We start from the raw sequence: 12,667 nt of genomic DNA on the forward strand, positions 1-12,667 counted from the left end.
CTTCTGCCCGAACGGGCACCGACTCGGGGCAGGGCGGTCGCTCGTCAGTGTGATGCCCTGCCTCCGGATCGGCGGACATCACCGAACGCACACCTGTCTCGCCTGTTCCACGACCATCTACTGTCCGCCGATTCACACCGATTGCGAGCACTAGGTCTGCGCTGGTCGAAGTCCTCCGCCCGCCGGACAGCGGGCGGTAAGGAGCTTCTGTATGGGCCGATTACGTGGGGATGATGATGGACCCGCAGGAGTTGGCGCCGACAGCGCATCCGATCGCGGTGAACACGGACTGCAACAGGCTGGAGGAGCCGGTGCCCAACGAGCTGCTGCCCGAGGGGGATTCCGCGACGGCGGGACCGGCGGCGGCGACCAGTCCGGCGGTAATGGCGAGGGCTGCGATGCCGGTGCGCAACGCCCGGGTGGTGAGAGTCATATCGGAAGCGTAGGGGCGATCTGCTGATTCCGATCGCCCCCTAATCCTGGGGCACCGGTGTATTTCAGAGCCTTCGGACGCATGGGACATGCACGACGTTGCGGGTCGGCCGAATCTGCTGGGAGATCACGCGGGCAATAGGGTACCGACTACGGCGCCGACCCCACCGCCGAGTGCGCTGCCTGCTACGGATCCGACCTGTACGAAGCTGACTCCCGCCGTGGCGCAGCCGACAATCGCACCGGCAATGGCCAAGATCCCAGCGGTCGTGGCACCCACTGCGGCACCGGTTCCGAGCCCGCCGAGCACGCAGCCGGCGGCGAAGCCGATCGCACCGCCCACTGCGGCACCGATGACTCGCCCCAACTCGATGGCGCCGGGAATGTCGCGCTGGCGGCCCTCGGTCGACGGGCCGTCGATTGCGGTCACGCCTGCGGCCACCGGCTTTTCGGCGGGTACCGGCGACACGGGCGCAAGGCCGAGCGCGGCTGATTGTGCCTGATCGGCCGTCAAACGCAGTGTGCTGTCGCTGATGTCGGCGGCAAACGGGATCGACCGACCGGCAAGCTCGAACGTCAGCGGCACCCGTAGGACTACTGTCCCGGCCGAGTCGGTGAGTTCGACAGCGTTTCCAGCGTGCCGAAAACTCCCGGAACTGACTTCTGCAACCACAGTCGCCCCGTCGACGCGGGTATCCCAATTGATCTGCGCTACCGGAGCTGCCGAGGCGGATCCGGTAGTACTCACCATTGTCCCCAGCATCGCGACGCCGGTCAGAGCCGACGCTAGTGCAATTCGAACTGTACGCATCGTTGCGTTCTCCCATTCAGGTGGCGATCCGACGAAGCCCGGTCGAAAGGCCGAAGCCTGCTGCGACGTAACCACCGCGCAAACGAAATGTCTACGGCGCGTAGTGATTATCCGAAACTGGCATCATCGAGAATGGAAGTGTAACGGAACCGTTTTACTTTTGGGACGGCTATGGCAACTGTCCGCACCGGCCCGGCGGCCGAGCTGGAAGTCCGCTCCACCTGTGGGTGCGTAAGTCGCGACGGTACCACCGAGGACACACTGAGAAAGGGTGATCGGCCTCGTGGAAATGCTCCTCCATAGCTCCTCGATTTCGTTGCCATCGCCGAGCAATTCAGTGACGGTTCACAGCAACACCTGTCCCTATTCGGCCTATTGTCAGTGGAACACCAGCGATATTTGTTGCGTGAGTTGTTGTTCGTAATAGTCGATTCCCCGACTGAGTTCCAGTGCGTGCCGCGACGAGTTCCGCCCGATCGCCCAGCTGGCAGGTAGCCAGTGGTGGCTGGTCGGTAGTGGTGCCAGCACCACCGGGTATCGGGGTGGCGGCAGGCTCCTCATGACAGGTCGTTCGCCCTAGTTTCAGGGGATGCGAATGAGACTTGCGATGCTGGGGATGACGGTCTTGGTGGCCACATCGTGCGGCGTGGACGATGCGCCCGACGCCATGGAAGCGGGCCGGGCGCAGATCACCGACGCGCTGAACAGTGCGGTGCACCAGGGCTATCCGGGAGCGCAGGCGGTGATCAGCGATCACGGCCACACCTGGACGGTCACCGCAGGGGTAGCGGACTTGAGTACCGGCAGGCCGTTCCCCGACCGTGCTCGGCTCCGGATAGCCAGCAACACCAAGCCATTCGTCGCCACCGTGATGCTGCAATTGGTGGCCGAGGGCAAGGTCGAGTTGGACGCGCCGGTGGAACGGTATCTTCCGGGCGTGGTGCACGGGCCGGGCATCGACGGCAATCGGATCACCATCCGAAACCTCTTGCAGCACACCAGTGGACTCCCCGAATACGCGGCCGAGTTCGGGACGCCACCCGAGCCGGGCCAGATCGCCGGCCTCACCGAGGAAGTCCGATGGGGGACAACGGATATCGCCGCGGCGGTCCGCAACGTGCTCACCACGCCCGCCGATTTCGAGCCCGATGCGCAATGGGCGTACTCCAACACGAACTACGCCGTCGCCGGGATGGTGATCGAGGAGATCACCGGAAATCCGATAGGCACCGAGATCACCCACCGCATCATCGAGCCGCTCGGCTTGCGCGACACCTACTACCCGAGTCCCGATGAAGTCGACATCCGCGGCCCACATCCCAAGGGCTACACCGACATCAGTGGTGTGCGAGTCGACTACACCAGCCAGAACGTCTCGTGGGCAGGCGCGGCAGGCGCCATGGTCGCCTCCGGCGCGGACCTGAACCACTTCTTCATCGCCCTGCTGGACGGAAAGCTGCTCCCACCCGAGCAATTGGCGGAAATGAAGAACGTCCGACCGACCGGAGTGGACAGCACCTGGGCATACGGCCTCGGCCTGGCGCGGATCACGATGTCGTGCGGCAACGAACTCTGGGGCCACACCGGCGGTCTCTCGGGCACAGTGACCTACGACGGCGTAGTGCCTACCACCGGCCGCGCCATAACCATCGCCCTCAACCAAGACCTGATAGACGACCGCTACGACGAAGGCTCCCGGGCCTTGGACGCTGCCGCCTGCGCGGCACCCTAGGGCCTGTGTCGAAGTCCCACCCCGGGCGAGCCTTTGGGGCTTATCGCTATCCGTCCGTGTTGGGAAGGGTGATCTCCTGCGGAGTCTTGTCGGTTCGGATTCCCCGGAAGCTGGGGTGTCGCAGTAGGCCGTCGCCGCTGATCTCGCGGTACTCGATGTCGGCGACGAAGACTGGCTCGACCCACCACGCGGCGTGTGAGATGGGCGGCGGTGGTGGGTTGTCGAGGGGGCTGGTTTCGCGACGGACTTTGTCCAGTGCGGTGCGGATGCTGCGTCGTGATGCCGCGGTGAAGCCGGTGCCGACGCCGCCGATGCAGCGGAGGTGTCCGTCGGGGGTGTGTCCGGCCAGGACCAGGCCGCCGAAGGTGGTGGCGTTGGCGCCGTTGCCGGGGACCGCGCCGACGATCACGGCCTCGGTTGTGAGTCGCAAGACCACTTTCGTCCAGGCTGAGGAGCGGCGGCCGGGTTCGTAAATCGAGTCGCCGTGTTTGCAGACGATTCCCTCCAGCCCGGAGTCGGCGGCGATTCGGAGCAGTTCCTCGGCGTCGGTCTCGGCCAAGGACCACATCGGTGGAACCCGTACGTGCTCACCGTCGTCGAGGGTGAGGTCGGCCAGTTCGGCGCGGCGTGTGCGGTAGGGGTCGTCGAGCAGGCTCTGGTCGTCGACGCCGAGTAGGTCGAACACGAGGTAGTCGACTCGTACCTGGTCGATCAGTAGGGCTGAGGGGCGTCGGACGTGCATGCGTCGCTGTAGCCGGGAGAAGGAGGGGGCGCCGTGGTGGTCGGGGGCGACGAGTTCGCCGTCGAGCAGCATGGTGCGTCCGTCGGTGATCTCGGTCAGCGCGGTGACGATCTCGGGGTAGGAGCCGGTGATCTCGCGTAAGTTGCGGCTCCACAGGCTGATCCCGGTCGGGGTGCAGTGGGCGATCGCGCGGACGCCGTCCCATTTCATTCCGCGCACCAGCCACCTGGCGGCTGTGGTGGCCGTCCGGCCTTGGCCAGCATCGGTGCCGGCACCGAGAAGCCCACAAGATCAGTTTAGGCCGGTCCGGCCGATCAGGCGGTCATGCTCGGCACGGCGATGTCAACAGCGGTCAGGTCGCTCATCGGTCGGCGGACGTTCCGTAGATGGTGTCTTGGCATCTCTGTCGTTCCAGCTCGGAAGCACAGTCCCAGTCATGGGGTTGTCCTCTCACACCGAAGAAGCAGCTGCGCTCACCCTAGCCAGCGAAATAGGGCAACCGCCGAGTCGACACCCGGTCCACGGCGGGGCGGGACAGTCGTATGTAGGCGTGCCGACACAGAACAGCCCCGGAATCCTGATTGATTCCGGCGCTGTTGCCGTCTCGGGGGTCACAGGGCGCTCAGCCGTTTTTCCCTCGCTCGGCGGATCAACGTCCGTGCGCGCTCTCCGGTGACCGCCTGACGGGCGAGGACATCGAACGCTCGTGCGTAGAGCCGGATCTCTCGTGGCTGGGTGACGTTCAGCTCTGCGGAGATTGTTTCGACCTGGACCAAGCGGTCATCGAACATGACGAACCCGTTGATCGTCGGTGCTCGGTAGACCGCTGCGGCGGGGACGATCGCCAACGACACCCGCGCAAGCTCCATGACGGTCTGGAGGCGGTCGAGTTGGCCCAACATGACCTGATCGTCCCCGGCGGTCGTGTGGAGCACCTGCTCAGCGATGACGAACCAGAACCGATGACGGCCGTGGTAGAGCACCCGTTGCCGCTCGATGCGGGCGGCTACGCCCTGCTCGAGGTCGTTCGGGGTTTCGTAGAAATCGGTGACGCGGGCAAGTATCCAACGCGCGTAGTCGGCCGTCTGCAGGAGACCGGGCACTACCTGCGGCTCGTACCAGCGTGTGACCTCGGTGTCGGCTTCGAGCTTGACGGCCTGTTTCTGCCGACGCTTCGTGCCGGTGGCCAGGACGCGCCGGTACTCCAAGTAGGCCGCCTCGATGTTGCGCAGAGCTGCGATGAGGTCGGGCAGATTCTCGGTGCTGCGGGTGTACTCGCACCATGTCCGAACGTCGTCCTCGGACGGCGTCTGTTTTCCATATTCGATCTTGCTGACCTTGGATTCGTGCCAGCCCGCGAGACCCGCGAGGGCGCGACCGGTGAGTCGGGCGTCGTGGCGAAAGCCCCGGAGTTGGAGCCCCAGGGCCTCGCGTGCCGCGTGGACGGCGCCTGTCACCGCTGGGGTTCTCCGGCGGCATACTCATCGCGAGGAACCGACTTCAGCCAGACCGTGTCTCGAACTTCCCGCAGCATCGCGAGAATCCTGCGGTCCGTGGTCACCGCACCGCCCGCGAAACGGCCGGACGGCTCGAAGACGTTGAACGAGGCGACCTCGTCATCGAAGAGCCACCAATCGTCGGCGGTCAGTAGCTCAGGGTCGATGTCGGCGCGGTCGATGTACTGGATCTGTTCCCCCGCGCGGATGTTCTCCCGCGCGACATGCAGACACCACCGCGTGTAGTCGGTGTGCGGACGGCTGACCACCCGAACCCGGCGCACAGTCGCACCGGACGCGGTCAGGTCGGCCACCTGGTCGAGCCACGGCGTCATCCATCCGTAGTCGTCGGGTTCACCGGCCAACCATCGCGTGTATGGCCCGCTTTCGAGGTCCACGGCGTAGGCGTCTTGGACCTCGAGGTGGAACGCGTCGCGCTTGGTTCGGCGGAACAGCTTACCGAACCCGTCGTCACTGAGTTGCTGCATGACCGTAGAACTCTCGCTTTCCTAGCGGTACCTCGATGGCTGTTTCGTCGGCAGCCAGGTGGATCTGTGCGAGCGTGTCCGCCTCAGTGACCGGGCGGCCGGTGAGAGTGAACGTCCCTCGGCCGGTGTCGGTGAGCGTTGCGCCCAAGTAGGTGCGTGGCTTTGCGAAACCGGTGAGCAAGTGGGGGATTTCGACCTTGTCGGCGGTGTCGGTCGTCCAGCCCTGCACCAGGAATGTGTCCTGGTCTGTCTCGTAGAGCGATGGGCACCCGTTCGTGTTCGATCCACCTGATCCCAGAAAATGAAGCTTCACTTTGGACCCTCCCTTCCAGCGGTGTGCGTGAGTTTTCGTCACACACGTTCATGGTCGCGTGAAACCCAGTGTGCTGACCAGTATTTGCGTAGATTCGAGCAAACTGAAGCAAAGTCGTAGTCTTGCTGACCTCGCGGTTCGTACGTTGAACACGGCTCCGGTAGCGAGTGACAGATCCGGATGGCCACTCCCTCTGTGTTGTGCCTCGCTACCGGATGCCTACCAACTTCGGCCCTGGAAGGCTCGCCATGAGCAAGGCGATAGATGAGACGTTGGACGCCCTGCGCGAACGCGCGGCGCTCCGTTCGATGACCGTGAAGTCAGCGCCGGAAGGCTGGGCCCTCGCGAGTCCCTTCCGGGTGGTCTGCCTCGGCTCCTCGGCCGACGTCGCCGATTGGCTCGCGGCCGCCGAATCGCGCAATCACCAGCCGCTCCCGCTTTTCGCGATCGGCGCGAGGGCGGACTCATGATCACGCTCGGGTTCGTTCTCGCGGTTGTCATCCCGGCGGCCGTCCTGGTCGGCGCGATCGTCTGGCCCGAACACATCACAGAGGATCGGACGGTGGGCGGGATCCAAGCGCGCGTCGAATCCGAGCGCGGGCAGGAACGAGGCCGCCGGCATAGTGCCCGGTCGTCGCACCGGGCAACAATGCCACACGCGCACTTGGGATCTGGGAAACTGACGCGGTGGCGATAGACCCAGCAATTGCAGCGCTGCTCGGCACGCTGCTCGGCGTGGTGAGTACGATTTTCACATCTCGAGCAACGGCCAAGGCCGCTGAGCGGAAGGATGTTCGGGCTCGGCAGGCTGAGCTACGCAAAGAGCGTCGTGAAGCCGCCCATGCCTTCAACGAGATCTACCAAGAGCTCGAAGAGCATCTTGCTTCGGGTGGGGAGCGCGACCGAACCCTGATTCGCCGGATGTGGGTCGCTCACAACAAGCTCGCCTACGTAGCGGGCGACGAGTTACAGGTCGCGACCACCGAACTTGCAGATCAGCTCAACGTGATGTTCTGGAGTTCGGAACCTTGGACGAACGGACGCTTCTATGACTCGCTGCTGCCGGTAAATCGTAAGTTCCAAGCCGCCGTCCGTAGCGACCTGCGTGAGGAGTGACCCGGCCACCGGATGTGCAGCTCGGATCGAATTGACCTGCTGTCTGTGAGTGGGCGCAGAGGGGATCGAACCCCCGACCGCTGGTGTGTAAAACCAGTGCTCTACCGCTGAGCTATACGCCCTGGCACCGCCGGGGAGTACCGGCGGTGTCGGGTTATGAATATCGAGCACACGATTCGCGTAGCCGAGCTATCCAGCGACGCCCTCATCGCCGACCTGGAACGCTCCATCCGCGTAGCCGACGGAGTAGTCGCGGTCGTGAACGCCGCCGCGCACAGCACCCCCCGGCTCGAAACCATGTGGCGAGTCGCCGACGACCATCAGGTGGCCCGCCTGTGCCTGGTGAGCGGGCTCGATCAACCCACCGCCGACTTCGACCGCTGCGTCCGCGCGATCGCCGACATTCGTGGGGCAGCGCCGTTGGCACTGCAGATCCCCGTCGGTACCGGCGCCGACTTCGACGATGTCCTCGACCTGGCTCCGATGGTGGCCCTCGGCCCCACGGCAACCGAATCCTTCGGAATCCATGGGAAAGCCGCCGAGCGGTGGTGCCGCACACTCGTCGAGACCCTGACCGAACATGATCCCGCGGACTCCCTCACCCTACGAGACCTGCACAACCGCATCCGCCGACGCACCCGCAACGGTGACGTCGTGCCCATGCTGTGCGGCACGCCCCTCGCCAGCGACGACATCACCCCACTCCTGGACGCCATCGTGCGCTACCTGCCATCCCCGATGTACGTCTGCCAGCCAGAACACGCCTTCGACTACTGACTGCCGCGTTCGGGACAATATCTGTGGGCGCGTGATATCGCGTTGCTCGGCAACCCGCCACAATCGGGCCGCGTCCTCGTGCCGCCCCAGCTTCCAACGCGGTAGTCCGGTCTCGATCTGACACAACGTCACCTGATTTCCCGGATCGTTCGGTGTTTTCCGGTATGCCATGCGTGTCCGGGCTCGTCTGGTGGTGCGACGGGACCGGGCGGCTCGTCAGGATGCTGCCCCCGGTCGGCTGAATTCGGTGTCGGCCCTGCGCAATACGCCGTTGCAGGCGTTGCAGGTGTACTGGGGTTCGAGCAGGTGCTCGCCCGCGCTGTGCACGATCGTCAGACCGGACCGTCCGTCCTCGGTCAAACGTCGCGCCGCCCACGCGTTGAGCGCGGCGAACACGGGAAAGAAGTCGAGGCTCTTGGGGGTGGTGCGGTACTCCTGCCGTCGCGCGCCGTCCACGATCGGCGTGCGGACCAGCATGCCGTTGTCGACGAAGTACGCGAGGCGGTCGGTCAGGGTGACCGGCGAGATCGACCCGAGCCGGTCCTGGAAATCGCCGAACCGGCGGTTGCCCTCGAGGGCGGCGGCGAGCAGGAAGGTCGACCAGCGATCGGCGAGCACGCTGCTGGAGTCCATCCCCGGCGCGTCCGCCTTCGCGGTGCGCCGGGACCGGCGGTCGGCGACGTCGACGAGTAGCGGCGCGTCGACCTCGGTCCGCACGTCGCGGGCGGTCACCCCGATCGCCTGACACCCGCCGCAGCCGAACACCGGGGTGATGAGGTGCCCACATGTGCGGTGCCGCAGCTGGGTGGTCGGCCGGTCGGGTGCCCACGGCGCCCAGTGGCGGTCCCAACTCCATAGTGCGACGAAGGCCAGCCACAGATCGTCGCCGAGATCGGTGAGGCGGTACTCGTTGCGCGGCGGCGCGGTCGAGTACGGATGCGCGTCGAGGATCCCGTCCTCGATCAGCCGGCCCAGGCGATGCGACAGAACGGCGTCGGAGATCCCCAACTCCTCACGCAGTTGCGCGAAACGTTCGGCGCCGCCGAAGACGGCCCGCGTGATCTGCAGATTCCATCTGTCGCCCGCGATGAGCAGGGCGTGCCCCAGCGCGGACGATGCCGGGTGGGTCGGGACTGAGGACATGGCGTCAATGATCGCAAACAGGGTCCGGCCGGGCGCCACGGCGCTGTGTCCGGGCGTCTGCGCGAGTGGCTCTTCACTCAGAAGTAATCGAAAACGTGCACGGCTCAATCCGGGAGGGGTTTGCTGGCATTATCGGCGATGTTTCGCCTTTCTACTGGCGATTCGCCGATGAAAAGGGTGAGTCTTGGTAACTCTTTATCTTGTAGTAATAACGGGTCGTAGCTAGCCTGAGATGCGACAACAAGGAGGAAAGATGACGAACCCCGTGTACGTGCTCGGAGGCGCCCAGACCGACTTCGCCAGGAACTGGTCGAAGGAAGGGCTCGGCCTGGTCGACATGTTCGCCGAGACCGTTCCCGCCGCCCTGGCCGACGCGCGTGTGGACGACCGCGAGGTCGGCGTGATCCACGTGAGCAACCTCGCCGGCGAACTCTTCGCTGGCCAGGCCCAGCTCGGCGGCATGGTGGTCGCGGCGGTGCCGGGCCTGGACGGGCTGCCGAGCACCCGGCACGAGGCGGCGTGCGCCTCGGGCAGCACCGCGATCCTCGCCGCCTGCGCGGACATCGAATCGGGCCGCTATGACGTGGCGCTGGTGGTCGGCGTCGAGCTGATGCGCAATGTGTCCGCACAGACGGCTGCCGGATATCTGGGGACCGCGGCGTGGGCGGGGCGCGAGGCGCTGGATGCGCAGTACCCGTGGCCCGCGCTCTTCGCCGACGTCGCGCAGGAATACCAGCGGCGCTACGGCCTCGATCACGCGCATCTGGGCCGATTCGCGGAGATCGCGTTCGGCAACGGATCCCGCAACGGCCTTGCGCAGACCAGGGACTGGGACTTCCCGGCGGGATCCTTCGACGAGAACGACGAGGTGAACCCCCTCGTGGAGGGGATGCTCCGCAAGACCGACTGTGGGCGCATCACCGACGGCGCCGCCGCCGTGGTGCTGGCCGGACCGAAGTTCGCGCGGGCATGGGCGCAGCGGACCGGAGCCGACCTGGACCAGGAGGCCACGATCGCCGGATTCGGCCATCGCACGGCCACCCTGCTGCTCACGGACAAACTCGCCGCGAGCGCCGACCAGGACTACCTGTTCCCGCACCTGCGCGGAGCCGTCGAGGACGCCTACCGGCGCGCGGGGATCGCGGGCGTAGCCGAACTGGATGTCGCCGAGATCCACGACTGCTTCACCATCAACGGGCTGGTGACGCTCGAGCACATCGGTCTGGCCGATCCGGGCAAGGGCGGCGAGGCGGTGATGGACGGCTCGATCGAACGCGGTGGGCGGCTGCCGGTGAACCCCAGCGGCGGGCTGATGGCGCACGGCCACCCGGTGGGCGCCACCGGAGTTCGCATGGTGCTCGACTCGGCGCGGCAGGTCACCGGCCGGGCCGGAGACCATCAGGTCGACGACGCCCGCCGGGCCCTCACCGTCAATATCGGCGGTTCGTTCACGACCGTGGTGTCCACGGTCGTCGTCCGGGGTACCAGGTGACCGGCGGCCGCGCCCGCCCGGCGCCGGCCTAGCCGCCAACGACGAAAGTCTCCTGGGCGAAGCGGTTTCGGACCGCCTCGCACCAGGAGACTTTCGATTCATCCTCGTCGCGCTACGCGCGGGCCTCGGTGAGCTGATCGGCGCGGACCCAGGTGGCATGGAAGCCGGAGGGCACCCGGCGCGGCAGCAGCACCCGCGCGATCGGTCCCGCCGCGATGTCCTCGGCGTCGAAGATGTTGATCTCGCCCTTGTCCTCGGCCTCGTCGTTGACGAAGCAGACCAGGTAGCCGTCGGTCTCGCCGGTGGATCCGTCGCGCGCAGCGAAGGGCGCCTCCGAACCCCAACGTCCGGCACCGAACTTGTGTTCTTCCTTGGCGCCGGTCTGCGAATCGAAGCGCACGAGGCCGTCGAAGAGCAGGGTCGGCTCATTGCCGAGGCTCATGCTGTAGGAGTACCGGTGCGGGCGGCCCATGACCCGCGAATCCACGCTGGGGAACTCGATATTGGCGTTGTCGAGTTCGGTCTCGATGGTGGCGCCGGTGCGCAGGTTGAAGCGGTACCGGTAGAGCTGGGCATCGAGGCGCATGTACGCGAGCATGTTCGACAGCGGCGAGGCGAACGTCGTCTGGTGCTGAGGGTTCTTCACCCGGCACACGTCCATGATGATCTCCTCGCCCGCTTCCCACGCATTGACTACGTGGTAGATGTAGCAGGGCTTCACCTCGAACCAGCGCACCTCACTGCCCTGTCCGTGCCGGGGAATGACGGCGAACCGGGCGGGAAGTTCCTGATCGTAGAAGATCCGGTACTTGCCTGCCCGGCGCGCATCGTGATCCTGCACCAGCGGCAGGTCCATGAGGATCGAGTAGTTGTCGGTGATCCCGATGTCGTGCGGAAGGCGCGGACCCGGCAGATCGATCTGCGTGAGGTGCGTCTGACGACCGTCGGCGCCGATGATGCCGTAGCGCAGGAAGTCCTGGTCGGGGCCGTAGTCGAACCAGATCAGTTCGCCGGTGGCCTCGTCGACCTTCGGGTGGGCCATCATGTCGCCCGCGAAGGTGCCGAGGAAGTCTTGTGCGCCGAGGGTTTCCAGCGACAGCGGATCCACGCTGTAGGGCGTTCCGCACAGGTACCAGGTCGCCAGGACCTCGCCGCGATGGTAGATCACGTCGGTGTTGGCGGAATCCTTGATCCCGAGGCCGTGTCCGTTGCCCCACGGATTGCCCTCGGGGTTCTCCATGAGTCCGGTCCACAGGGCGCGGCCCGCCTCGGACTCGTCGTGGAAGGCCTTGGTCCGGACGTACCGATTGCGGTACCGCACCTTCCCGTTCTCGAAGTGCGCGGCGTGAATCATGCCGTCGCCGTCGAACATGTGATAACGGCCCGGCGCCTCGAACTGCCGGTTCGGGCCGTTGCGCAGGTACACGCCGTTGAGGTCCTTGGGGATCTCACCGATGACCGTGAGGTCGTCCAGGGTGAGTTCGTCGTGGACGGGCGCGAACACTCCGAGGGTGTACGGATTGTCGTCGGTGGCCTCGACCGGGCGAGCGACGGCGATGGGCTCGCCGTTCGCGCGGGGCTGGGTGGAAGTCATGCCTGCTCCGTTTCGGTATTGCAGAGTTCTCTTCGAGAGTGCGAATGTTGTTGCGGCGCCGTCGGATAGAGCACCATCTGGGTGCAGCGGAAGAGCGCGATCGCCCGCCCGGCGTCGTCGCGGACGGTGGCGTCCCAGACCTGGGTGCGCCGTCCACCATGGACGAGCGTCGCGTCGACGGTGACCGTCCCCGCCCGTGCGGTGCCGAGATAGTTGGTCTTGAGTTCGAGTGTGGTGAATCCGGCCGCCTCGGTGGGCAGCGCCAGCCGCGCGCCGACACCGCACACCGTGTCGGCCAAAGCCACGACGGTGGCCGCGTGCAGGTATCCGTTCGGCGCCAGCAACTCCTCGCGCACCCGCAGGTCGCCGGTGACCGCCGATGCCGAGGCCGCGAGGATGCGCATCCCGACCAGGCCCGGGAACCGCCCGTCGAGCATCGCCGTCAGCTCATCGGCGATGGGCCGGTCGGACCCGGTCGGCGTCTCGCGTGGTCGGCCCACCGGTGCGTCGGCACCATCTGGCGATCCCACG

Annotated in this window: 14 protein-coding genes and 1 tRNA gene; 5 read left to right on the forward strand and 10 right to left on the reverse strand. The window is 66.0% G+C overall.

Annotation, left to right across the window (positions count from 1 at the left end; genetic code table 11):
- Positions 1 to 220: 220 nt before the first annotated feature.
- Positions 221 to 433, reverse strand: a complete 213-nt coding sequence (locus tag OHS03_RS02835) for a hypothetical protein (protein WP_063003365.1) — start codon at positions 431 to 433, stop codon at positions 221 to 223.
- A gap of 126 nt (positions 434 to 559) precedes the next feature.
- The gene (locus OHS03_RS02840) at positions 560 to 1,243 is read right to left on the reverse strand and encodes a DUF8020 domain-containing protein (protein WP_482809856.1); all 684 of its coding nucleotides are present in this window, start codon (positions 1,241 to 1,243) and stop codon (positions 560 to 562) included.
- Between the two features lie 589 nt (positions 1,244 to 1,832).
- Here OHS03_RS02840 and OHS03_RS02845 point away from each other — a divergent pair.
- Positions 1,833 to 2,975 (forward strand): serine hydrolase domain-containing protein, encoded by a 1,143-nt coding sequence (locus OHS03_RS02845; RefSeq protein WP_328660566.1) that lies wholly within the window; start codon positions 1,833 to 1,835, stop codon positions 2,973 to 2,975.
- Positions 2,976 to 3,021: 46 nt separating this feature from the next.
- Here the strand turns inward: OHS03_RS02845 and ligD are convergent, their stop codons facing one another.
- From ligD to OHS03_RS02865, 4 genes are all read right to left on the reverse strand, one after another.
- Entirely contained in the window at positions 3,022 to 3,927 is a 906-nt protein-coding gene (gene ligD / locus OHS03_RS02850) for a non-homologous end-joining DNA ligase (RefSeq protein ID WP_328664064.1), read from the reverse strand.
- A gap of 401 nt (positions 3,928 to 4,328) precedes the next feature.
- A complete protein-coding gene (locus tag OHS03_RS02855) occupies positions 4,329 to 5,174 on the reverse strand; it encodes a helix-turn-helix domain-containing protein (protein ID WP_328660568.1) in 846 nt (281 codons plus the stop codon).
- Positions 5,171 to 5,701: a DUF6879 family protein gene (locus tag OHS03_RS02860; protein ID WP_063003362.1), complete on the reverse strand. Its 531-nt coding sequence runs from the start codon at positions 5,699 to 5,701 to the stop codon at positions 5,171 to 5,173. The genes OHS03_RS02855 and OHS03_RS02860 overlap by 4 nt, the downstream gene beginning before the upstream one ends.
- Positions 5,685 to 6,056 (reverse strand): hypothetical protein, encoded by a 372-nt coding sequence (locus OHS03_RS02865; RefSeq protein WP_245661351.1) that lies wholly within the window; start codon positions 6,054 to 6,056, stop codon positions 5,685 to 5,687. Before OHS03_RS02865 ends, OHS03_RS02860 begins: the two co-directional genes overlap by 17 nt.
- A 206-nt stretch (positions 6,057 to 6,262) precedes the next feature.
- On the opposite strand from OHS03_RS02865, the gene OHS03_RS02870 reads away from it, so the two are divergent.
- Both OHS03_RS02870 and OHS03_RS02875 read left to right on the forward strand, forming a co-directional pair.
- A complete protein-coding gene (locus OHS03_RS02870; RefSeq protein WP_328660570.1) occupies positions 6,263 to 6,484 on the forward strand; it encodes a hypothetical protein in 222 nt (73 codons plus the stop codon).
- 217 nt (positions 6,485 to 6,701) lie between these two features.
- Positions 6,702 to 7,130, forward strand: a complete 429-nt coding sequence (locus OHS03_RS02875) for a Z-ring associated ZapG family protein (RefSeq protein ID WP_328660571.1) — start codon at positions 6,702 to 6,704, stop codon at positions 7,128 to 7,130.
- Positions 7,131 to 7,180: 50 nt separating this feature from the next.
- Here OHS03_RS02875 and OHS03_RS02880 read toward each other — a convergent pair.
- Positions 7,181 to 7,252, reverse strand: a tRNA-Val gene (locus OHS03_RS02880).
- 34 nt (positions 7,253 to 7,286) lie between these two features.
- On the opposite strand from OHS03_RS02880, the gene OHS03_RS02885 reads away from it, so the two are divergent.
- Positions 7,287 to 7,907 carry a GTP-binding protein gene (locus OHS03_RS02885; protein WP_328660573.1) on the forward strand — a complete coding sequence of 207 codons (621 nt, stop codon included), beginning with the start codon at positions 7,287 to 7,289 and terminating at the stop codon, positions 7,905 to 7,907.
- A 216-nt stretch (positions 7,908 to 8,123) separates the two neighbouring features.
- On the opposite strand, the gene OHS03_RS02890 is transcribed toward OHS03_RS02885, so the two are convergent.
- Complete coding sequence (locus OHS03_RS02890) at positions 8,124 to 9,050, reverse strand: winged helix-turn-helix transcriptional regulator (RefSeq protein WP_056821189.1); 927 nt, start codon at positions 9,048 to 9,050, stop codon at positions 8,124 to 8,126.
- Positions 9,051 to 9,303: 253 nt separating this feature from the next.
- Here OHS03_RS02890 and OHS03_RS02895 point away from each other — a divergent pair, with 253 nt between their 5' ends.
- Positions 9,304 to 10,542 (forward strand): acetyl-CoA acetyltransferase, encoded by a 1,239-nt coding sequence (locus OHS03_RS02895; protein WP_056821187.1) that lies wholly within the window; start codon positions 9,304 to 9,306, stop codon positions 10,540 to 10,542.
- Positions 10,543 to 10,654: 112 nt separating this feature from the next.
- Here the strand turns inward: OHS03_RS02895 and OHS03_RS02900 are convergent, their stop codons facing one another.
- Positions 10,655 to 12,136, reverse strand: coding sequence for a carotenoid oxygenase family protein (locus tag OHS03_RS02900; RefSeq protein ID WP_056821185.1), 1,482 nt, complete (start codon positions 12,134 to 12,136; stop codon positions 10,655 to 10,657).
- Positions 12,133 to 12,666, reverse strand: coding sequence for a PaaI family thioesterase (locus OHS03_RS02905; protein ID WP_245661349.1), 534 nt, complete (start codon positions 12,664 to 12,666; stop codon positions 12,133 to 12,135). Before OHS03_RS02905 ends, OHS03_RS02900 begins: the two co-directional genes overlap by 4 nt.
- Position 12,667 lies beyond the last annotated feature (1 nt).

This window comes from Nocardia salmonicida (assembly GCF_036142455.1).
In the GTDB taxonomy this organism is placed as follows: domain Bacteria; phylum Actinomycetota; class Actinomycetes; order Mycobacteriales; family Mycobacteriaceae; genus Nocardia; species Nocardia salmonicida.

Excerpts from the sequence above, each read along its gene's own strand:
- OHS03_RS02845 (WP_328660566.1), top strand. The coding sequence starts at position 1,833 with ATGCGAATGAGACTTGCGATGCTGGGGATGACGGTCTTGGTGGCCACA.
- OHS03_RS02895 (WP_056821187.1), top strand. The coding sequence starts at position 9,304 with ATGACGAACCCCGTGTACGTGCTCGGAGGCGCCCAGACCGACTTCGCC.
- OHS03_RS02840 (WP_482809856.1), bottom strand. The coding sequence starts at position 1,243 with ATGCGTACAGTTCGAATTGCACTAGCGTCGGCTCTGACCGGCGTCGCG.
- OHS03_RS02835 (WP_063003365.1), bottom strand. The coding sequence starts at position 433 with ATGACTCTCACCACCCGGGCGTTGCGCACCGGCATCGCAGCCCTCGCC.
- OHS03_RS02860 (WP_063003362.1), bottom strand. The coding sequence starts at position 5,701 with ATGCAGCAACTCAGTGACGACGGGTTCGGTAAGCTGTTCCGCCGAACC.
- OHS03_RS02900 (WP_056821185.1), bottom strand. The coding sequence starts at position 12,136 with ATGACTTCCACCCAGCCCCGCGCGAACGGCGAGCCCATCGCCGTCGCT.
- OHS03_RS02885 (WP_328660573.1), top strand. The coding sequence starts at position 7,287 with ATGAATATCGAGCACACGATTCGCGTAGCCGAGCTATCCAGCGACGCC.
- OHS03_RS02870 (WP_328660570.1), top strand. The coding sequence starts at position 6,263 with ATGAGCAAGGCGATAGATGAGACGTTGGACGCCCTGCGCGAACGCGCG.
- ligD (WP_328664064.1), bottom strand. The coding sequence starts at position 3,927 with ATGAAATGGGACGGCGTCCGCGCGATCGCCCACTGCACCCCGACCGGG.
- OHS03_RS02890 (WP_056821189.1), bottom strand. The coding sequence starts at position 9,050 with ATGTCCTCAGTCCCGACCCACCCGGCATCGTCCGCGCTGGGGCACGCC.